At 46.6% G+C, this 20439-nt stretch carries 16 protein-coding genes; 10 read left to right on the top strand and 6 right to left on the bottom strand.

The features are described from left to right. The first annotated feature begins 19 nt into the window (after nt 1–19). From ACBP55_RS35170 to ACBP55_RS35150, 5 genes are all read left to right on the top strand, one after another. The gene (locus tag ACBP55_RS35170) at nt 20–847 is read left to right on the top strand and encodes a carbohydrate ABC transporter permease (RefSeq protein WP_464648286.1); all 828 of its coding nucleotides are present in this window, start codon (nt 20–22) and stop codon (nt 845–847) included. A 122-nt stretch (nt 848–969) separates the two neighbouring features. Next, complete coding sequence (locus ACBP55_RS35165; protein ID WP_464648285.1) at nt 970–2325, top strand: ABC transporter substrate-binding protein; 1356 nt, start codon at nt 970–972, stop codon at nt 2323–2325. A gap of 102 nt (nt 2326–2427) precedes the next feature. After that, on the top strand, nt 2428–4215 hold the full coding sequence (locus ACBP55_RS35160) for a cache domain-containing sensor histidine kinase (RefSeq protein ID WP_464648284.1): 1788 nt from the start codon (nt 2428–2430) through the stop codon (nt 4213–4215). A 2-nt stretch (nt 4216–4217) separates the two neighbouring features. Next, nucleotides 4218–5849: a response regulator transcription factor gene (locus ACBP55_RS35155; protein ID WP_464648283.1), complete on the top strand. Its 1632-nt coding sequence runs from the start codon at nt 4218–4220 to the stop codon at nt 5847–5849. 602 nt (nt 5850–6451) lie between these two features. Further along, nucleotides 6452–10588, top strand: coding sequence for an OmpL47-type beta-barrel domain-containing protein (locus ACBP55_RS35150; protein WP_464648282.1), 4137 nt, complete (start codon nt 6452–6454; stop codon nt 10586–10588). A gap of 262 nt (nt 10589–10850) precedes the next feature. On the opposite strand, the gene ACBP55_RS35145 is transcribed toward ACBP55_RS35150, so the two are convergent. The 3 genes from ACBP55_RS35145 to ACBP55_RS35135 all read right to left on the bottom strand — a co-directional run bounded on the left by ACBP55_RS35145 (nt 10851) and on the right by ACBP55_RS35135 (nt 12264). Then, nucleotides 10851–10997: a hypothetical protein gene (locus tag ACBP55_RS35145; protein WP_464648281.1), complete on the bottom strand. Its 147-nt coding sequence runs from the start codon at nt 10995–10997 to the stop codon at nt 10851–10853. Between the two features lie 586 nt (nt 10998–11583). Further along, nucleotides 11584–12027 (bottom strand): hypothetical protein, encoded by a 444-nt coding sequence (locus tag ACBP55_RS35140; protein WP_464648280.1) that lies wholly within the window; start codon nt 12025–12027, stop codon nt 11584–11586. A 45-nt stretch (nt 12028–12072) separates the two neighbouring features. Next, the gene (locus ACBP55_RS35135; protein WP_464648279.1) at nt 12073–12264 is read right to left on the bottom strand and encodes a hypothetical protein; all 192 of its coding nucleotides are present in this window, start codon (nt 12262–12264) and stop codon (nt 12073–12075) included. A gap of 281 nt (nt 12265–12545) precedes the next feature. Here ACBP55_RS35135 and ACBP55_RS35130 point away from each other — a divergent pair, with 281 nt between their 5' ends. Next, the gene (locus ACBP55_RS35130) at nt 12546–13763 is read left to right on the top strand and encodes a multidrug effflux MFS transporter (RefSeq protein WP_464653539.1); all 1218 of its coding nucleotides are present in this window, start codon (nt 12546–12548) and stop codon (nt 13761–13763) included. Nucleotides 13764–13850: 87 nt separating this feature from the next. On the opposite strand, the gene ACBP55_RS35125 is transcribed toward ACBP55_RS35130, so the two are convergent. Then, a complete protein-coding gene (locus tag ACBP55_RS35125) occupies nt 13851–14474 on the bottom strand; it encodes a DedA family protein (protein WP_464648278.1) in 624 nt (207 codons plus the stop codon). Nucleotides 14475–14679: 205 nt separating this feature from the next. Continuing rightward, a complete protein-coding gene (locus tag ACBP55_RS35120; protein WP_464648277.1) occupies nt 14680–15630 on the bottom strand; it encodes a DNA-3-methyladenine glycosylase family protein in 951 nt (316 codons plus the stop codon). Between the two features lie 155 nt (nt 15631–15785). Here ACBP55_RS35120 and ACBP55_RS35115 point away from each other — a divergent pair, with 155 nt between their 5' ends. The 3 genes from ACBP55_RS35115 (at nt 15786) to ACBP55_RS35105 (ending at nt 18350) form a co-directional block, all read left to right on the top strand. After that, nucleotides 15786–16328, top strand: coding sequence for a bifunctional transcriptional activator/DNA repair enzyme AdaA (locus tag ACBP55_RS35115; protein ID WP_464648276.1), 543 nt, complete (start codon nt 15786–15788; stop codon nt 16326–16328). A gap of 23 nt (nt 16329–16351) precedes the next feature. Beyond that, nucleotides 16352–16900, top strand: coding sequence for a methylated-DNA--[protein]-cysteine S-methyltransferase (locus tag ACBP55_RS35110; protein WP_464648275.1), 549 nt, complete (start codon nt 16352–16354; stop codon nt 16898–16900). A gap of 631 nt (nt 16901–17531) precedes the next feature. Further along, the gene (locus ACBP55_RS35105) at nt 17532–18350 is read left to right on the top strand and encodes an SPL family radical SAM protein (RefSeq protein ID WP_464648274.1); all 819 of its coding nucleotides are present in this window, start codon (nt 17532–17534) and stop codon (nt 18348–18350) included. Between the two features lie 51 nt (nt 18351–18401). Here the strand turns inward: ACBP55_RS35105 and ACBP55_RS35100 are convergent, their stop codons facing one another. After that, entirely contained in the window at nt 18402–19343 is a 942-nt protein-coding gene (locus tag ACBP55_RS35100; protein WP_464648273.1) for a helix-turn-helix domain-containing protein, read from the bottom strand. A 209-nt stretch (nt 19344–19552) separates the two neighbouring features. On the opposite strand from ACBP55_RS35100, the gene ACBP55_RS35095 reads away from it, so the two are divergent. Continuing rightward, nucleotides 19553–20290 carry a ThuA domain-containing protein gene (locus ACBP55_RS35095; protein ID WP_173189408.1) on the top strand — a complete coding sequence of 246 codons (738 nt, stop codon included), beginning with the start codon at nt 19553–19555 and terminating at the stop codon, nt 20288–20290. The last annotated feature ends 149 nt before the right edge of the window (nt 20291–20439 follow it).

Genomic DNA, 20439 nt, shown 5'->3' with positions numbered 1-20439 from the left:
GAAGAAGGAGGAGTAACCGATGGACAAGTTTAAAAATGTTAAGAAAACGCTGCTAACTATACTCATGTTTATCATAGGCATATTGTTCATGTCTCCCTTCTTATGGATGATATCCGCTTCCATGAAGCCGGAAGCAGATGTGTTCGTGTATCCCATTCAGTGGATTCCGAAACATTGGAATCTGATTGAAAATTATAAGGCAGTCTGGGAGACGAAGTTTTCCCTCTATTATTGGAATTCCATTAAGGTATCGGTGTTAACGACGGCGCTTTCCGTCCTGCTTTCCTCCATGGCAGCCTATGCTTTTTCGAAGATCAAGTTTCGCGGCCGTCATGTGCTCTTTGTTCTCGTTCTGGCGATTTATATGATTCCCAGTCAAGCGATTCTCGTTCCGCAGTTTCTATTGTTCCGCTGGATGGGCTTGTTCGACAGTCACTTTGGCTTAATTTTGCTAGGCTCCTTCAGTGTTCTCGGGACTTTCATGCTTCGCCAGTTCTATATGGGCATTCATGAGGAGTTTATCGAGTCGGCGCGAATGGATGGAGCGGGTCATGTTCGAATTTTCTTCTCAATCTGTACACCGCTTGTACGTCCGGCGATCGCTACTTATGCGATTCTGCGCTTTATCTGGACCTGGAACGATTACCAGAATCCGCTCATTTTCTTAAGAACGAAAGATCTATTCACACTGCCTCTAGGCATCAGATCCTTTGCAGATTTAAATGGAGAGTTCTACTCACTCATTATGGCTGCTTCTGTATCGGCAATCGTCCCTTTACTTATTATTTTCATCATTGGGCAAAAGCAAGTTATCGAGGGAATCTCGATGGGTGGGGTTAAAGGCTAAGTTAAAAGGTCAAAAAATGAGTGCATGAGGTTAAAATAGTGCCTCGTGTGCTCCAAACAAGTTTGTTACGATCGATCATGTAAAGGTTTTCAAAATAACGAATACAACTTGGAGGGGTTCCTATGAAAAAGAGTTTATTAGTACTAAGCGGTTTACTAGCTATCAGTACTGCACTTGCAGGCTGCGGTAAAAGCGAAACACCAGCAGCGGTTAAAGGCAACGATGCAACGGCAACGGCAACGGCAACGGCTAAGGCGCCAGTTACCATTAAGGTACAAGGCTGGTACACGGAAGCTCAAGGAAACTGGAACGCGACGGTTGAAGCTTATAATAAGACACACCCGAACGTGAAAGTTGTTTATGAAAGTATGTCCGAAAAAGGCGATTCCCAAGAAGGGATGAAGAAACTGGATCTATTAGCAGCTTCCGGCGATCAAATGGACGTTGTAATGTATTCAAGTGCACCCGACTTTGCACAACGCGTAGGAGCCGGTATTTTGGAGCCGCTTGATGAATACTTGAAGAAAGACAACATTGTTGTAAAAGATGAATATAAGCTTGATCCTGCTATAAACGGCAAATATTATGCGCTGCCAGGTAAAATGGCTGAATGGTTCGTTCTATTGAACAAAGATAAGTTGGATGAAGCGAAACTGCCGGTGCCAACAGAATGGACTTGGAATGATTATGCGGAGTATGCTAAGAAATTGACTAAGGGTGATGGTGCAGCCAAGCAATACGGTTCCTACTTCCACACGTGGAAAGAATACGCGGAATTGGCACTGAACAGCGACATGGACAACGCTTATCTGGTGAAACCTGACGGTACTCAGAATATCGATAATCCGAAGGTCCGTTTCTCCCTTGATTTACGTAACAAAATGGAGAATGTGGATAAAACATCCGTTCCTTATTTTGAAGTTGTTTCACAAAAAATGGCTTACCGTGACGTATTCTATAGCGGTAAAACAGCGATGTTAGCAACAGGTAACTGGATGGTAGGAGAACTGGCGTTGAATGCGAAATTTAAGACAGTATTTGCTCCATATCCGAAGTACGACGCGAAAGATGCGAACGGTCTAACGATCGGGGGCGCTGACTTTGTGGGTGTTGCAGCAAATTCTAAGAATAAGCAAGCGGCCTATGATTTTGTGAAATGGTATACGACAGAAGGAATTCAAACACAGGGTCTGTTCTTCTCTGGTTGGAAGAAAGCCGATATTGCGAAGAATGTAGATGCGATTCTCAAAAATGGTAAACCAGAACAAGTTGCAATGATCGATAGGGATTCTTTGCTGGCTACATTGAAAGTAAATAAACCAACAAAACTTGTTATTCCTCCGACATATGCCCTGCAGCAAGAGAAAGATTTCTTAACGCAAGTTGAGCTGTTTTTGACAGGCAAGCAGGATCTGGAGAAAACAATTCAAACGGCAAAAACAAAAATTGAAGATATCCGTAAGAGCAATGCCAAGTAGTTATTAACGAACGGTGCAACATTCCTGATATAATTGAAAGAGGAGGCCTAGGGCTCCTCTTTTTCCCATTTCATCGATTCATCCGAAAGGCAGGAGAATGCAGTGCCGAACTGGCTTCGTACTTTATCACTACGCAATAAATTGGTGCTGACAATTCTGATTTGTCTAGTTCTCCCTTCTCTTGTCTCCATGAACGTTTCCAGTCTGCTAACTAGAGATGCTGTGAGGTCGCAAGTGGCTGATAATTCCCAAGAATCGATGCGGATCGTCAATCAGATTGTAAACGGACAAATGAAAAATATGCTTTATGTGATGAATTTCATTCAATTTGATGAGGATCTGCAGCCTTCTATTCGGGAATTAGGCCGGGCCAATGACCAAACGGATAAAGGTGATGTTTTGGCGTATAAACAAACGATTATCAAGAGAATGACAACGGTTATCAACTCATTTGGTAATTTGTACGTCACACTGCTTTTGCCCAATGGTGAGTATGTAGCTTCGTATTCAACCTTTGCTTTTAACCCGAATGAATTTCTACAAAAAAGTTGGTTTAGCGATGTGGAGATGGCATCCGGTTATAATGTGAAATGGATAGGCGCTGAACCCAATTATAGTCAAGCAACCAATCAACCTTATTTATTGGCGGCAGCAAAACCGCTTCGTATCAATGGATTAACGTACGGTTATGTGGTTGTAGGAATGGAATTAAGCACAATCCAACAGTTATTTGATCAATATAAAAATAATGAATCGATGGTCATTGTTGACGGTGAGGGGCGTATTCTGGTCGATAAAGACTCCACCACCATCGGTCATCCGTTTCCTTACTATGATCAGCTTCCGGCGCAGGATGGATCTTCTTTTGTGAAGGTAGATGGGGAAGATTACATCTTGCTCAGTAGTCATGTGACACCGGAATGGAAGCTTGTGAACATGAGTCCTTATAAAAGCGCTGCTCAAAAAATTGAGTCGTTCCGAAAGACTGATTTTCTGATTCAGTTATTCTTTTTAATCCTATTTGCTGTAGCGCTCCTATATATGGTGCGTACGCTTACCAAACCAATTGCGCGGCTTGTCCAAACCGTAGTCCGCATCGAGTCCGGTCAACTAAGTGAGCGATCTAACATCAGCGGGGGCGATGAAGTAGGGCGGCTTGGCTATGTTTTCGACCGAATGATCGACCGCATTGAGTGGATGTTAGAAGAGAACCGCCGCGAACAAGAGTTAAAGCGAAAGGCAGAGCTAGCTATGCTGCAGGCGCAAATTAATCCGCATTTTCTATTTAATGTGCTCAATTCGATCCGTCTGAAAATCATGATGAAAGGTGACTCTGAGAATGCGGAGTTGATCAGTTCATTGTCATCACTGTTACGGATGACGATCAACCGCAACAACGAATACATTTCGCTGCATGAAGAGATTGAGATCAACGAACATTATATTCGACTGTTAAATTCTAGGCACGGTGATCGGGTACAACTGCAGATTTCTGCAGCTTCAGACACCCTTCTGTTTGAAATACCTCGGTTTTTATTACAACCGCTAATTGAGAACGCCTATATACATGGTCTTAAAAGTAAGGGAGGGGAAATCACCATTGCTTCGAGAATTTGTGAGGATGGGAGGCTGCAGGTGGAGGTTAGAGATTCGGGTGTCGGGATGCCCCCTGAACGTTTAGCTGCACTTCGCAATCATTTGGATATCGCTCCTGCCCATCAATCAGAAGAAACAAGCAGCCCATCTTTGTCAGGCATTGGTTTACACAATGTATTTGAACGACTTCGTTTAATATATGGTCATCGTTTCGATTATGAAATCGTAAGCGGTCCAGATCAGGGGACGCAGATTGTGCTGCGCTTTCCTCAATTAGCAGGAAAGGAGGGTTAACCATGTATTCCGTTATTATTGTGGATGATGATTTACCAGTGCTTGAATTTCTGAAGACTTCAATTCAGTGGGCAGAATTAGGGTATACGTTGACAGGCGCTTACGAGAATCCACTTGATGCGCTCGAAGCAGGACGCAAAGAAAAAACGGATGTGCTTATCAGCGATATTGGCATGCCTGGCATGAATGGACTGGAGCTCATTGGGCATCTGCGTGAGGTTCATCCTCATGTGAAGACAGTCATTCTATCTTGCCACGATGATTTTCACTTTGCGCAAACCGCGATGAAGCTGTCGGTGAGCGAATATATCTTGAAGGAAACGATGAATGTTAGCAACATTTCTGACGTGTTGGGAAGGTTGAAGGAACAATTGGACGCGGAGGTCCAACTATTGTCGAAGAGCCACAAGCTCGAGAAGGAGGTTTATCAACACCGCGGTGCGTCCAAGCGTCAATTTATCCGCAGTACCGTGAATGAGCCTTTGTTTGATGCTGTAGAGTGGACGCTGAAAGCTGAAGGATTCGGTATTCGACTTGGCAAACATGGCGTACTTCCGGTCTTTGGCTACGCGAATCGAGTGAAGGACGCAGTTAGTCGTTTTCAATCCAAGGATCTGTTTGAATACACCATCCAAAATATTGTGGAAGAACTGCTTGTCGATCAGAAGGAGACAGCACTTTTCACTTATGATACCGGGGAATTTGTTTTGTTGTTTCCACATTATTCGGAGCTTCATGTTAACAACAGCCAGAAAGTGGAGCAGACACTAAGGCAACTGCAAAGCAGCTTACAGCAATACTCGAAGCTTTCATTCACCTTTCTAACAGGAAGCCCTGTCAAAGATGCACGCTCATTGAAAGACCAATTGATTCGAATGGTTGAAGGGAAGAATCTGCGATTCTATTTGCCGGAGTCATCTATCATCAAATTGGGTCATGTCAGAGATGGCTTCGGGGACGGAGGGCTGCTGCTGGCACAGTACTCCGAAGCGCTGGATGAGTTTCGGAGTGTCGTTTTTGATGAGCGATTGGATATGATCGACGTATTTGTCTCGAAGTGGATTGATTTTATCCAATATAATCGGTTTCATCCAATGGAAGTAAAGGAATGGTTGCTGAAGATGATTCTCGACGTGCGGATGCGGCTCAAGTCGCTGCAGCATTATCAGTCAACCTTCTCCTCGGAGCTCTTGCATCATGATGTTCATGAGTTGTCGTCCCTCCGTGAGCTTGAGCTGTGGCTCAAGGATTACCTTCAGCAGGCTATTCAATGGGCAGGCAAGGTATATCGCGAGTCGCACAACCGTGAAATTCTGGAGTGTCAACGCTTCGTATATAATCATCTGCACATGAAAATATCCCTCGAAGACGCTGCTACTCATCTGCATTTGCATCCAAGCTATTTGAGTCGATTGTTCAAACGGGAAACCGGGGAGAATTTCATCGAATACGTCACGCGGCTGAAGATGGAAAAAGCGAAGGAGCTCTTGGAAATCACCGATAAGAGCGTTGAACAAATTTCGGATATGCTGGGCTACGAGAACAAGAATTATTTCGGTAAGCTGTTCAAAGCGCATACAGGGTTTGTGCCGAATGCCTATCGCGGACAAACGAAAGCGAATCAGTCGTCTTAACTAAGGTAACCCGAGTTTCTTGAGGGAACGTTTATGCTATTTGGACAGTAAACACCTAGAATCAAGGGGAAGAGGAACGTCGATCCGTTATTTGGACGAAAACACCCGAAATCAGGAGGAAGAGGATCGTGGATGCGTTATATTGTGTTTTTTGCCTCCGGATCATTCATAATGATCAATATAGCGTACTGACGTTCCTCTTAGTCTATTTATTGTACATATTTTCCGAAATAACGGATCGTCGTTCCAGTAACTAAAGATAGGGTGATACTATACAAAAATGAGGACAGTTGGGCAGGTATAATCTGCTGTTCAGCTGTCTTTTCAATTTCAGGAAAAATAAGGATGTCTCGAAATGTAAGCGTTTACAATCTAACTAAAGTGATATTGATGAACAATCCTGCTCAAGTGCAAGTGAAGATTGCATAGCTTGTTAATTAAACAATTGTACACCTGCACAAAATTCCTTATCTTTACAAAAAAATATCACTTTTTCCTTTTGAACCATGGTAAAATTTAGTGGCACTATTGGGCTTGTCTGTCCATAAAGACTTTGCTTATGAAGAAATTTTTTGACTCAGCAACGCTAAGGAGGAATTGTAATGAGTAGGCTAGCAGGATGGAAAGCAAAATTGTTTAAAACAACACTTGCCTTAACAATCGCGTTACCGTTTCAAGTATTGGCCACAAGCAGCTGGCAAGCTGTTATGGCGGAAGGACCAAGTGATCCGGCTCCATTCATTGAAGCCAAAGTTGTGAATGAAAATGCAGGAAAGAAAGTGCTTTTCGACAATACGCATGAACAAACGGCTGGAGCGGCTGATTGGGTTATTGATGGCGCCTTCTCCGATTTTGCCAATGCTTTAGCGAATAATGGTTATTATGTGAAAGAACTGCGCAAAACGACACCCATTACGTTGAGTGATTTGAGTGGTTACGATGTATTCGTCGTTGCGGAGTCGAACGTTCCTTATAAGACGAGCGAGCAGGCTGCTCTTGAGCAATATGTGCAGGGTGGCGGCAGTATCTTCTTCATCGGAGATCACTACAATGCAGACCGCAACAAGAACCGTTGGGACGGTTCGGAAGTATTCAATGGATACCGCAGAGGCGCGTGGACGAACCCAGCTAGCGGCATGAGCGCAGAGGAGACAGCTTCGTCGGCGATGCAGGATGTAGCTAGTTCGGATTGGTTGGCTACACAGTTCGGTTTGCGTTTCCGTTATAACGCTTTAGGGGATATTACGGCGAACCAAATTGTTGCGCCAGAGCAAGCTTTCGGGATTACCAGCGGTGTCTCGACAGTAGCTATGCATGCAGGTTCAACATTAGCCATTCTTGATCCGACTAAGGCAAAGGGAATTGTATACCTGCCACAAACGAGCGATGCTTGGGCGAATGCAGTTGATCAAGGTGTATATAACGGAGGCGGTATAGCCGAAGGTCCTTATGTGGCTGTTGCTAAATCGGGTGCAGGCAAGGCTGGATTTATCGGCGATTCCTCACCGGTTGAAGATGCGACACCGAAATATGTCCGCGAGGATACAGGTGCCAAGAAGACGACTTATGACGGCTTTAAAGAGCAGAATGATGGTGTGCTGCTTGTAAATATGGTGAACTGGCTCTCGAAGAAAGAAAGCTATACGAGCTTATCTCAGGTTAGCGGCTTGCAGTTGGATCAACCGACGGCACTTCTGCCCTTTGAAGATCCGGCTGCGTCAACGGAACCACAGCCAGAGCCGTGGGCTGCGCCAAACGCAGGCTACAAATGGTATGACCGCAGCACTTTTAAACCGGGCTCGTACGGCGGACCTACGGCAACAGCTAGCGCAACTTACAGCTTCGTGCATCAAGCAACACTACCCAATGCAGTGGACTTCCCAGTGCGGGTAGTTGTGGATAACCTGCCTGCGTCTACGACTGTAGCGGGGTTCAGTGTGGGTATCTATTTGGTCACCGGGGGCGCTCAAATTGCCATGATTCAAAATGCAGACGGCACATGGCCTACTGCATACGGGTACAGCTCCACGTTTAGCGTGACCTCAGATATTAACGGACATGCTACGAAAGATCTGAATGTTCGAATTAAGCCAGGAACGACGGCTGCGGCTAACTTAAGGCTGCGCCAAAACGGAACAAACTTGAAGACCGAAGGTGTTACGCTTGGCAACGTTCCGGCTGAACCGTTACCGGAAGAGCAGAATCCGATTCCGGCAAAGATCACCGTCGCTGAAGCGCGGGGTAAAGCTACAGGTACATTGGTGACTGTAGAGGGCGTTGTAACTACGGAACCGGGATCTTTTGGTGGGCAATCTTTCTATTTGCAGGATGCTACCGGCGGTATGTATGTGTTCCAGAGCTTGAGCGGATTCCATCTTGGAGATACCGTGAAGGTGACGGCATCGACAGCGCTATTTAACACAGAGTTCGAGCTAACGGATCCAGTGGAAATTGCCAAAACTGGGGTCTCTGCTGTGCCTACACCTGCAGCTGTATCTGCTGTAACTAGCGATAATCAAGGGCAGCTGGTCGAGCTCAGCAATGTAACTATCAACAATATCATTAGTGCTACACCGACTGGCTCTTTTGAATTTGATGCGGTTAGCGGAGCTGTAAGCAATCATGTTCGGGTCGATGCTCGGACTGGATTAACACAAAGTACGTTCCCGTATCAGGCAGGTCAAACCGTGAATGTCAAAGGTGTCGCTGCCATTTTCAAAGGTGTATTCCAGTTGAAACCAAGAGGATTGAACGACTTTACCAAAGTGGCTGATACATTGGCACCAGTGACGACAGCGGCATTGTCGGGTGCTCCAAATAGCGAAGGCTGGTTTAAAGAAGATGTGACGGTTACCTTGACAGCGGTGGATGAATCAGCCGGTGCGGTGGGGACCGAATACAGTATCAATGGTGGGACTGCAGCTACTTACGTAGCACCTATTGTTATTCAAGACGAAGGAACGAGTACGATTGGCTATTTCTCTACAGATGCTGCTGGGAATGTGGAAGCGGCGAAATCTTTGCAGGTGAAATTGGATAAAACAGCACCGGTTGCTGTTTTGACGGAGTCCGGTCACGCAGTAGCAGATGTGACAGATGCGGATACGTTAAGATTTGATTTGAACAGTACAGATGCACACTCCGGTGTGGGTGCACAGACATTGACTTTGGATGGTGCTGTGATTAACAGCGGTCAAACGATTGCCGCAGGAAGCCTAGCACTAGGAGCACATACGGTGCAATACAGTGTAGTGGATGTAGCAGGCAATTTGGTGCAATCGACACAAACTTTCAACGTGAGTGCGAGCGTTACATTCACTCAAGCTAGCCTTGCTGCTGACTCGGTGTCTCTGAAGCCAGGCGAAACAACGGCTACTCACCTTTCAGGCACATTAAGCAACGGAGCGCCTGCTGATCTTAGTAGTGCTGTAGTTGCTTACAACACAAGCAATGGAGCGGTAGCAACTGTAGATGCACAAGGTAAAGTTAGCGCTTTGGCTGAAGGTACTGCGCAAATTTCAGCTCTCGTTACCATGAATGGGAAAACAGTACAAACGAATGCTGTGACTATTACGGTTGTGAAGCCAAGCGTTACGTTCAGTCAAGCTACGCTTACTGCTGACTCGCAGTCTCTAAAGCCAGGCGAAACAACGGCTACTCACCTTTCAGGCACATTAAGCAACGGAGCGCCTGCTGATCTTAGTAGTGCTGTAGTTGCTTACAACACAAGCAATGGAGCGGTAGCAACTGTAGATGCACAAGGTAAAGTTAGCGCTTTGGCTGAAGGTACTGCGCAAATTACAGCTACCGTCACGCTGAATGGTAAAACCGTACAAACCAATGCTGTGACTATTACGGTTGTGAAGCCAAGCGTTACGTTCAGTCAAGCTACGCTTACTGCTGACTCGCAGTCTCTAAAGCCAGGCGAAACAACGGCTACTCACCTTTCAGGCACATTAAGCAACGGAGCGCCTGCTGATCTTAGTAGTGCTGTAGTTGCTTACAACACAAGCAATGGAGCGGTAGCAACTGTAGATGCACAAGGTAAAGTTAGCGCTTTGGCTGAAGGTACTGCACAAATTACAGCTACAGTCACCCTGAATGGTAAAACAGTACAAACCAACGCTGTGACTATTACGGTTGTAAAGCCGTTATCGGTTGGGGCACCTGGTAAGCCCGTTTTGTCAGATAACAGTGGCTATGCTACTGGATTAAAAGATGGCAACTACACCGTCACGATGAACATGTGGTGGGGGAATAACGGCTCCGTGTTCAAGCTGTACGAAAATGGCGTACTCATTAGTACGCAAACATTGAAAGACGCGTCTCCAGCAGCGCAAGTGGCTAAAGTAGATGTGAAAGGCAAAGCGAACGGCACTTACACGTATACGAGTGAACTTATTAATTCCTTCGGAACAACAGCTAGCAGCCCACTTGTGGTCAAAATTACAGACGCATTGCCAGGTAAACCGGTATTATCTCAAGATAATTGGGATGGAGATGGCAACTACAAGGTGACGATGAACATGTGGTGGGGTACCAACGCTACCGAGTATCGCCTATACGAAAATGGCATCTTGATCGATACCAAGACCTTGAACGCAGCTTCTCCAAATGCACAAAGCGCAGTGTCGACGATTGCCGGCAGAGCGATTGGCGTGTATGAATACCGCAGCGAGTTGGTCAATGCGGGTGGTGTCACTTCGAGTGACAAGATTACGGTGAAAGTAACGAAGTAAGAGATGAAGTGAGTGACGAGGTAAGTAACTGAGAGTGATGAAGTAAGTAACGAAGTAAGAGATGACGTTCTGGAAAAAGGGCCTTTAACAACTCCGGCTGGAGTTGTTGGAGGTTCTTTTTTCGTCCAGGTTAGGGGGACGGGAGACTGGTCTTGAGTCCAAGTGCCGCCCTATGCAGTAACGAATTTGCACTCTAGTAGCTTGTACGTACATTCCTGAAGCCTAAAGCTCCAAGCTCCGAATCCAAGGCCCAGTTGCCCGACTAAAGTAGTAGGCCCGCCAGTAGCCATGAATTCAAGTCAAGTGACCCAAGCCCAAGCCCAAGCCCAAGCCCAAGCCCAAGCCCAAGCCCAAGCCCAACCCCAACTCCAACCCCAACCCCAACCCCAACCCCAACCCCACGTGCCAAACTACCCCTCTAGTTATCAGAAATCGGTCGAGTCTACCGCAACAGATGCAGAAAGTGCAGTAAATTCTGAGTTATTTACCGATTTGAGTAGAAGAGATGCATTTAGTACATCAAATATCAGCGCTATAGCTGAAATTTGCTTTTATAGGCTGAATTAGCTGCACTTTTTGCATCAAAAGATGTTATTACTGTCGGCCGAGTTCCAGGATTCCCTATTATGATCCTCATCCTCATACTCACGCTCATCCCCGTCTAAATCTACATTTACATTTATTTACTTGCCCATCCTCATCGTCATCGTTATATCCCACCTCAACCCAACCTCAACCCAACCTCATACCCTTCCCTATCCCCAAATTCATCCTCATCTCCATTTTTCATCATCTTCCCGGGCACCTGCAGCCTCATTCCCTTTCCCAGACTACAAGTACAAAACAAGCTACTCCAAGTAATAAATCTACTCATGAGCTAATATTTGGCGAGGTACCCTGTAGTTTCTCCGCATGCTACTTTAGTGTAATTCCCAGCAGCTTTTTCCCAACCTCATCCCCTTCTCCATTTTTCATCTTCATCTGCCCAGAGCCAGCTAGTCTACAAAGTCCATGATCCCACGAGCGAGCTCGTATTGGACGACTCGTCCTCCTGCGGTTCGGCTTATTGGAGTTAGCCATCCTTTGGTGCGTAAGGATTGAAGAAGTCGCACGGCTGTTCGATGATTTATTGCGAAGTGTTCTTTAACATCTACGGGACGTATGGGTCTAGCTAACTGGTTGAGCAGTCGGATGACTTCTTTTTCGGCTAGGATGGCTCGGTTCGTAGGGGAGGGGGCAGACTGATAGCGGCTCAAAAGCATGCGGAGTAAGGTGATACATAGCTCAGGGCGATGAGCAACATCGTCGTAAGCGAACGAGACTACTCGAAAGCCAAGGGCTTGGAGGAAAATTTCTCGGTTTAATTCTTCGCAATATCGTTTGCGATCCATGTCCTGAACATGGGGGCCGAAGCCTTTGATTTCCCAAATGAACTTCACCTCACCAGGTAAATAGGCAAAATCTCCGAAGTACGAGCGTCCTCTCTAATCTAAAACTTCATATTCAGGGTGCAAATGATCAAAATGCCCGATTAGCGGAAACCAGACTTGTTCCAAAAAAAGGGCCTCCGCATGCTGGTGCCCGCGTTCAAGTCTTCCCTTGCGTTCACCTGATCTCTGGGAGATATGGGCGTTGAGAAAGGCCTGGTGCTTCTCATGAAAATGTGAACTACTCATATGTATAACTCCTCTTTTGTATAAATAAAAAAACGCCCCTCATTCATTAAAAAATGAATAGGGACGTTCTTCGTCGCGTTAGCACTCATTATAGTCGAAAGGCGAAAACGTGGCAATAACCACTCTGCACTCTGGTTTGTTATTGTGTTTTGCTTAGACTTGCTGGCATTTCATCTTTGGGCAATTTCCCCTTCGCTCGGCATTGTAAAAGTTACCTACTAGACAAAAACACATCTCGATGGTAGCGTAAATTTACTACGAAAGAAAGTTTGTGATGCGTGATGTCCAATCCTATTGCTTCCCAAGTGAGATTATCTTCAAGTCGTTCAAGCCGATTATGGATCGTGCTCGTGCTCGGTTCACTGGCTTCGTTCGGTCCGCTCTCGCTCGATATGTACTTACCCGCGCTGCCTGTGCTCGCGAATGATCTTCATACGACTACCTCGCTGGCACAAATGAGTTTAACCGCCTGCATGCTCGGGCTATCGATCGGTCAGCTCATCGCCGGTTCGGTAAGCGATGTGCGCGGAAGGCGAATGCCACTGCTGATCGGACTCGTTATTTATGCGATTTCCTCTGTCCTGTGCATGTTCTCGCCAACAATTTGGGTATTTCTGGGTCTGCGTTTCGTTCAAGGCATGGCTGGCGCAGCTGGTATCGTTATCTCCCGTGCGATTGTTCGTGATATGTATGAAGGTGTGGAGTTGACGAAATTTTTTGCCCTTCTAATGTTGGTTAATGGGTCTGCGCCTATACTTGCTCCCATCGTAGGTGGACAAATTTTGCAATTCACCTCGTGGCGTGGTGTATTTCTTGTTTTGAGCCTGATCGGTGTGGTTATGCTCTTTGCTACTGTGTTCGGCTTGAAGGAAACACACCCGCCAGAGCGTCGTTCCAAAGGTGGTCTCACCAATACACTTCGAACGTTCGGCGGCCTGCTCACAGACCGTATGTTTATGGGCTATGCGCTAACGCAAGGACTCGTTTTTGCTGGCATGTTCGCCTACATATCGGGTTCTCCTTTCGTGCTGCAAGATATTTTTGGCGTTTCCCCACAGATATTCAGTCTTTGCTTCGCGATTAACGGTCTGGGTGTTATCATTGCCGGTCAAATCACGGGTAAACTTGCAGGCAAAGTAAGCAACCCTCGATTGCTAGCTGGTGGGCTTGCCATTGCCGCTTTCGGCGGCTTGTTACTGCTCATTTCTACCCTTATCGGGGCAGGGTTATATGCGATTTTGGCGGCATTTTTCTTCATCGTTTCAAGCGTAGGACCGGTCTCTGTAGCAACCTCCTCGCTAGCTCTTCAAAATCAAGGGAAAACAGCAGGCAGCGCGGCAGCATTGTTAGGCTTGCTTTCTTTTATCATAGGAGGCCTAGTTGCTCCGTTGGTCGGTATTGGCGGCAGCCAAACCGCAGTTCCGTTAGGCATCATCATAGCCGTGATGGAAATAGGAGCGATCCTTTGTTTTATTTTACTCACCCGAAAAAAGGCTTAATAACAAAATCAAATAAGGTTGCCTCATTCGATCTTTTAAGACCGAAGGGCAACCTTTTTCATATAAAAAGGGGTTTAGATAATTGCTTTATTGAGGCTTTTGCAGCCCCGTTTTCAAACGATTACGCCATTTTACAAGTAGTAAAATAGCCACCGCAATACACAACCCAATCAAAGTGTAAATCAAAAACTTTTCAACCCACATAAAAATGATAAGCCACTGATCACCGAAAAGGTAACCAATTCCGAAAAATACAACCACCCATAAAGCTGAGCCTGTGAAGGAGAATAAAGCAAAAATTCGGTATGGAACACGGATGATGCCTACAAAATAAAAGATAAACTGTCTGATTCCCGGTATGAAATAACTGAAAAGAAGCAATTTGTTTCCGTATTTTGCGTAATATTCTCTAGATTTCTCCAGATGTGCGGGCTTCAAAAACAGAAACTTTCCATATCGTTCGATCAGAGGCGTGCCCAGTCTATATCCGATCCAATAGGTAATCGTCATGCCGATTATAGATCCGACCCAGGCCGCACCCATGGCTAAGAACCAACTAAGCACCCCTTTATAAGCTAAAAAACCCGTATACGTCATCGTTGTATTTCCCGGAGGAATCGGAAGCGCAATAGCGTCCAATGGCAGACCGATCAACAATACCCAATAGCCATATTGTGCAAATAATTGTTCAATTAGTCCCATAAACTTCATGACTGATGCTCTCCTTGTAACAAAAAACAGGGTATTTTTTATAGAAAATTTGCATGAATCTCTCTTAATTTGCGCAGAAATGAATCATCTTACATAAAATTATACCTGTTTTAAGTAAAGCTATGAACCGTCATAAAGTCAAGTTCTGGTCAGGACCTAAGTCTAGTTATCCGCAGGGGAAGGCTACGTAATCGCATCATTTCGGCTAGTATAATACACGCCATAAATAAAAAGTCGCATAAGCTTCCCATCCACTCCATCCTTCTGCAAGCTGCCTAATATGGGGAATAGTCGGTTTCTGCTCTAAACCAAGCACATGCTTCAGAGCATTGTGCAGGCCAACGTCAGCAATAGGGAAAGCAGCGGGGTTCCGCAAGCAGCGCATCAGGACATAATTGGCCGTCCACGGGCCGATACCGCGAATACTTAACAGCTCTTTCTCCATTTCTGCAAAATCGTTCCGCCTCAGCAGTTCCTCTTTAACAAGCAGCCCCTCCGCCATCAACTTGGCAACGCCGATTAAGTATTCAGCCTTTTTACCCGTGAACTGCAAGGCAGTCAAAGCATCAGGTGTGAGCTCGGCGATTCGCTCTGGTGTAGGAAATGCCCAATACGTTCGTCCTTCCCAGTCTAGCCTGGTGCCGAAGGCTTCGACAAGACGTTTTTTGAGCGTATAGGCAAAAGTCAGGTTGATTTGCTGTCCGATAATGCCCCAGCTCATCGCTTCGAATAGATCTGGAATCCCCATCACGCGCAGCCCATAAAAGTCTTGTGTGACTTGCTTCAACAGAGGATCACCCTTGGCCAACTCGTAGAACGGCGTAAGGTCGGTGCCGAGATCAAACCACTCCCACACATAACGAGCCACATTTTCACGGAGGGATGGGGTGAGGGAACCGCCCGGACTATGGATAAGTTGAATGCGCAGCCGCGAATTATCCTCACTGTTGACAGCGATTAGGACATGGTTATCCCCAACTGGAATCAGCTTGTAAATAGCCAAGTTATCCACATGGAATAGGCATTCATTGGTGGATCGGGATAGGTAACCGAGATTGTGCTCATATCGAAAAAGATCAGGAAGCGGCAGCGTAAGGGAGCTCGTCTGCTCGCTCCATTTTAGGATAGAAGGGTCAAAGGGGTGAAGATGTGGCATGTTAAGTTCTCCTCTAATCTGATAAAGTTGCTTCCTCTATTATCGCTGAAGGCGGCTTTCGTAATCTTGCTTTCTCATCTCTCTTCCCTTACAACAGCAGCATAGTTTGGTTATACTGAGCTAGTAGGGAAATGGAGCTGAGAGGAGCGGTAGTCATGCAAGAACGGTTTTGGAAAGCGATTGTTGCGAATGATGCGGCTTATGATGGTACGTTTTATTATGCAGTTACGACAACAGGGATCTTCTGCAGACCTTCCTGCAAATCAAGGTTGCCTAAGAAGGAGAATGTCCGGATTTTTGTGAACCGTCAAGCGGCTTTCTCAGAAAATTATCGTCCTTGCAAAAGGTGCAGGCCAGACGGCGTGAGACTTCCTGATGAGGAATGGGTGTCGCTTATGGCGTCTCACATCAAAGATCATTATTCCGAGCCGCTGACGTTGACAACATTGGCAGATCACTTTTATGCGAGCGTTTATCATCTGCAACGGACTTTCAAACGCGTACAGGGCGTCACGCCTCTAACCTATCTTCAACAAGTGCGCATCGAGGCGGCCAAACAGCTACTTTTAGACACGAATGCTCCTGTGAATGCGATTGGTGTTCAGGTGGGGATTCCGAATGCGGCACATTTTGCCACGATGTTTCAAAAAAAGACCGGTTTCTCGCCAACAGAATTCCGTCAAATAAAATCAATTTAAACATAACCGAGGAGGGTTCGAAGATGCAAACTAAACCAACCAAGTTGATCTACTGGGGAGTCGTTCGTTTATTGGGGAATAACTTTTTGATGGCGGCAACGGATGAGGGGCTTTGCTATTTACAATTTCATGATGCGGATCCTGCAGCTGGTGTAGATGAGGGTGCGTGGTCGGAATTAGCGAAATGGGCTCGCGCGCAGCTGCCTGAGCCTAACTGGGTAGAGGATGCAGAGAAGCTGCAGCCCTATATCCTTCAATTAGAGGAGTACTTGAAAGGACTACGCACGACATTTACATTGCCGTTGGATCTGCGTGGTACTAGTTTTCAGCAGGCGGTTTGGCGTGTGCTTCATGAGATCCCACATGGGGAAACGTTTAGTTATTCACAGGTAGCCCAAGAGCTGGAAAAATCAAGTGCAGTTAGGGCCGTAGGCACTGCCATTGGGGCTAACCCCGTGCTCATCGTGGTGCCGTGTCATCGTGTAGTGGGGAAGGATGGGTCATTAACTGGCTATCGGGGCGGACTTCGGAACAAGGAGAAGCTGTTGTTGCTGGAGCGAGCGGGAATGTGATTTAGAAATGGCAAATTTCATGGAAAATGGAAAAATCCATTGGAGTTATTCCAATGAAAGCGCAAAAGCTAAAGTCTAAAGAGAGATTACATTGTATTTGCTCCAATGCCAATTCAATCAGGATGCCTCCTCACCACGGGGGAAGCATGACTCCAAAATTTGATTGTATAGTCGTCGAGTGGGGTTGACCACCGCCATGCGGCGGTGCTACAACGCGCGCCCAGGATTCGCGAGTTCAGCAGCTTTGTGAAGGGTTATGATAAGCCGAATTGTTGTATTTCGTGCAACAATTCGGCGGTTTCTTTGGACAAATTGGCTTATTGTTGTACCGCGTACAACAATTTGGTGTGAATCGCTCGGAAATAGGGGTTTTGAGCTCAATTTGTTGTACGAAATACAACAATAGCAGGCCAAAGCGGCGTTAGGTAGAGATATTGTTGTACTAAATACAACTTTGAATGTCTTGAACATGTGGATTTTCAATCGACGGGTACCCAAATTAGTGGTGGATGCCCTACAGTGCTAGTTGCAAATAAAGTTGCTCAACGATGTATGTTAGACTAGATGTTTGCCTAATTGGAGCATGTCCAATGGGTCGATCCAATTATTGTATGTCGGTGGAGGTGAGTCTATGAAGATTGACGTAAACCAGAAGACGGCGAAGCAGCTGCTCACGAAAGCGAGCGGCTTTCTTAATGGTTACACTCACACGTTAAACCCTTACACCGGCTGCTCCTTCGCCTGTTCCTACTGCTACGTGAGGCAGATGCCGGTCGCGTTGTTCCGCAGTGATGCATGGGGAGAATGGGTCGATGTGAAAGAAAATGCGGCCGCGCTTCTAGCGAAGGAGCTCACCAAAGCGAAGAGCAAAGGGCCGGTAACGATCTTCATGTCATCGGCCACGGATCCCTACCAGCCGATCGAGCATAAGGAGCGACTCACTCGCTCGCTCCTTGAGGTGATGTCCGCGAATCCGCCGGACTTCTTGTTCGTTCAAACCCGCAGCCCGCTCGTGACACGGGATGCGGACCTATTAAAGCTGCTCGGCGAACGCGTAAGAGTCAGCATGACGGTCGAGACTGACCGCGAGGATATACGCCGAGCGTTCACGCCGTCCGCGCCGCCGATTCCGGCGCGTCTCACTGCCCTCCGCGAGCTCGCAGCTCGCGGCATTCCCGTGCAGGCCACGATAGCGCCAGCGCTGCCGAGCTCGGAGCATTTCGCCGAGCTGCTTGCGGGCATCGTGGATCGGGTGTGCATCGACGATTACTTCATGGGCGATGGCAGTGGGGGCAAGCGCACGGAACGCATCGGCGTGCGCGCGATCTATGACGTGCTGGAGCTGCCAGACTGGTACAGTCGGGATGCGTACGAGCGCGTGCGCGAACAGCTCCTGCGGCATTTCCCGCAGGAGCGTGTGTTTGTCAGCCAACAAGGCTTCCTGCCTTGATGGAAATGAACAAAGCCTCCTACGGGATTTCCCGTGGAGGCTATAAGTGCGTTAGTCCGCTTGCGCAAGCAGAGGCGTCAACCCTGATTGACTGCGCATGCGTTGTTTAAATTCTTTGGGCGAGCATTGGTTATGCCGCTTAAACAGCTTGTAGAACTGCGCCATATTCAGTATGCCTACTTCAAAGCTTACTTCCATTATGCTGAGGTCGCCTGTTAACAGGAGACGCTCGGCTTTTTTGATCCGCTTGTAATTAACGTAATCGACGAAGGATATCCCCATCACCTTTTTGAAATACTTAATAAAGTAATGATAGCTTAAATTGAGCACACTGCACATGTCTTCGACCGAAATCCGTTCGCTCAGATGCTCGTCGATAAAGTCTAGCGCCGGGCGCACGCGGGAAATACCGGAGTCCTCGGCAAGAGCCGAGAAATCTCTTTTGTCATTGCGCAGCATTAAAAGTAAGAGATTTTTGACAGCGGCACTGATCGCCAACTCGTACCCAATCTTGCGGGATTGCGACTCTTCATAAATCTGCATGATGAGGTTGTAAGCAGCTTGTTTGACAGCTGCATTGCTTTGAAACAGCTCATTAAATTGCTCAAGCGGATGAGTCAACTCTGAGAAACAGTGCAGGTAGGGCATGGTGCTTAGGTCAAAATGCTGCTTTAAATCAATCTGGAAAACGATCTGTCTCAAGGCATCCGCTGAATGCTTATATGTCCGATGGGGCTGGGAAGAGCCCAAGACCATGACATCTCCAGGCGCCATCACGGTATAATCGTGCTTCGTTTGGATGCCGAGTTGACCTTCTATGACCACAAGAAATTCAACTTGCATATGTGAATGCCAACGCCAAGGAGTAGGAGGCCCAAACTGCGGGGTGTCCGAACTCATTTCCCAAATTTTCAAAAAGAGCAAGGGGTTCTGATAAATGACTTCTTCATTAACGATCTCGGTAAAGGTGCTAGTGCTATGAATAGGGTCCATGGATAGGTATACCTCACTACTGTGAAAGACATTTTTGAATACGTAAAAAGTGGCGAAACGTAAGGTTTATCAGTATTGAGTATATCATTGTTTAGCAGGGAAGGACACTATTGAATAAGAATTAGGCAGGATCTTGCCTTTATTTTCGGCGAGGGAGTGACTATACTCAAAAGTATGAATGAATACGCTACCTTGGAGGGAATAAGAAGATGAGTCAGAAGCTTAGAGTAACGGTTTGGAACGAGTTCCGTCATGAAAAAGAAAACGAAGTCGTACGCACAGCATATCCAGATGGTATCCATACGGCGATTGGTGAAGGCTTAAGCGGAGCAGTTGATGTCACTTATGCGACATTAGATGATGCTGAACACGGCTTGTCCGAAGAAGTTTTGAATAACACAGATGTTCTCATTTGGTGGGGACATAAGGCACATAACGAAGTGCAAGATGAAATCGTTGACCGCGTTCAAAAACGCGTATGGCAAGGCATGGGGCTCATCGTGCTGCATTCCGGACACTTCTCTAAAGTGTTCAAAAAGCTGATGGGCACATCTTGTGACCTCAAATGGCGTGAAGCGGATGAGAAAGAACGTCTTTGGGTTGTTGCTCCGGGGCATCCAATCGTTGAAGGTATCGGCGAGTACATCGATCTTGAAGCAGAGGAAATGTACGGTGAGCACTTTGATATCCCTCAGCCGGACGAGCTGATTATGGTTTCTTGGTTCGAAGGCGGGGAAGTTTTCCGCAGCGGATGCACGTTCAACCGCGGCAACGGGAAGATTTTCTACTTCCGTCCTGGACACGAAACGTACCGTACGTACTACAATGAACAAATCCGCCGCGTTATCAGCAATGCGGTTCACTGGGCGGCACCATCTACACGTGAGTACCCGAAATACGGTAACCACAAGCCGCTTGAAGAAATTAAAGCAAAGGTCAAAGCTTAATTGCGATTAGATAGGAATGCTCCCGGTTTATCGGGGGCATTTTTTTTGCTTTGTGATGTTTTTAAGCGTATCGAGCAGCTGCCCCCATCTAAAAAGAAAAAAACCACCCTGTCGGATGGATATCCCCTGGATAGTCTTCTGCAGCTTCG

The sequence above is a fragment of the Paenibacillus sp. WG02 genome (assembly GCF_055396115.1).
Note: the sequence above shows the minus strand (reverse complement) of the source record. Positions and strands in the feature narration are given on the sequence as shown.

Coding starts and splice junctions, on each gene's coding strand:
- ACBP55_RS35105 (WP_464648274.1), top strand. CDS start 17,532: ATGAAGATTGACGTAAACCAGAAGACGGCGAAGCAGCTGCTCACGAAA.
- ACBP55_RS35125 (WP_464648278.1), bottom strand. CDS start 14,474: ATGAAGTTTATGGGACTAATTGAACAATTATTTGCACAATATGGCTAT.
- ACBP55_RS35155 (WP_464648283.1), top strand. CDS start 4,218: ATGTATTCCGTTATTATTGTGGATGATGATTTACCAGTGCTTGAATTT.
- ACBP55_RS35110 (WP_464648275.1), top strand. CDS start 16,352: ATGCAAACTAAACCAACCAAGTTGATCTACTGGGGAGTCGTTCGTTTA.
- ACBP55_RS35165 (WP_464648285.1), top strand. CDS start 970: ATGAAAAAGAGTTTATTAGTACTAAGCGGTTTACTAGCTATCAGTACT.
- ACBP55_RS35135 (WP_464648279.1), bottom strand. CDS start 12,264: ATGAGTAGTTCACATTTTCATGAGAAGCACCAGGCCTTTCTCAACGCC.
- ACBP55_RS35100 (WP_464648273.1), bottom strand. CDS start 19,343: ATGGACCCTATTCATAGCACTAGCACCTTTACCGAGATCGTTAATGAA.
- ACBP55_RS35170 (WP_464648286.1), top strand. CDS start 20: ATGGACAAGTTTAAAAATGTTAAGAAAACGCTGCTAACTATACTCATG.
- ACBP55_RS35150 (WP_464648282.1), top strand. CDS start 6,452: ATGAGTAGGCTAGCAGGATGGAAAGCAAAATTGTTTAAAACAACACTT.
- ACBP55_RS35115 (WP_464648276.1), top strand. CDS start 15,786: ATGCAAGAACGGTTTTGGAAAGCGATTGTTGCGAATGATGCGGCTTAT.
- ACBP55_RS35120 (WP_464648277.1), bottom strand. CDS start 15,630: ATGCCACATCTTCACCCCTTTGACCCTTCTATCCTAAAATGGAGCGAG.
- ACBP55_RS35130 (WP_464653539.1), top strand. CDS start 12,546: ATGTCCAATCCTATTGCTTCCCAAGTGAGATTATCTTCAAGTCGTTCA.
- ACBP55_RS35095 (WP_173189408.1), top strand. CDS start 19,553: ATGAGTCAGAAGCTTAGAGTAACGGTTTGGAACGAGTTCCGTCATGAA.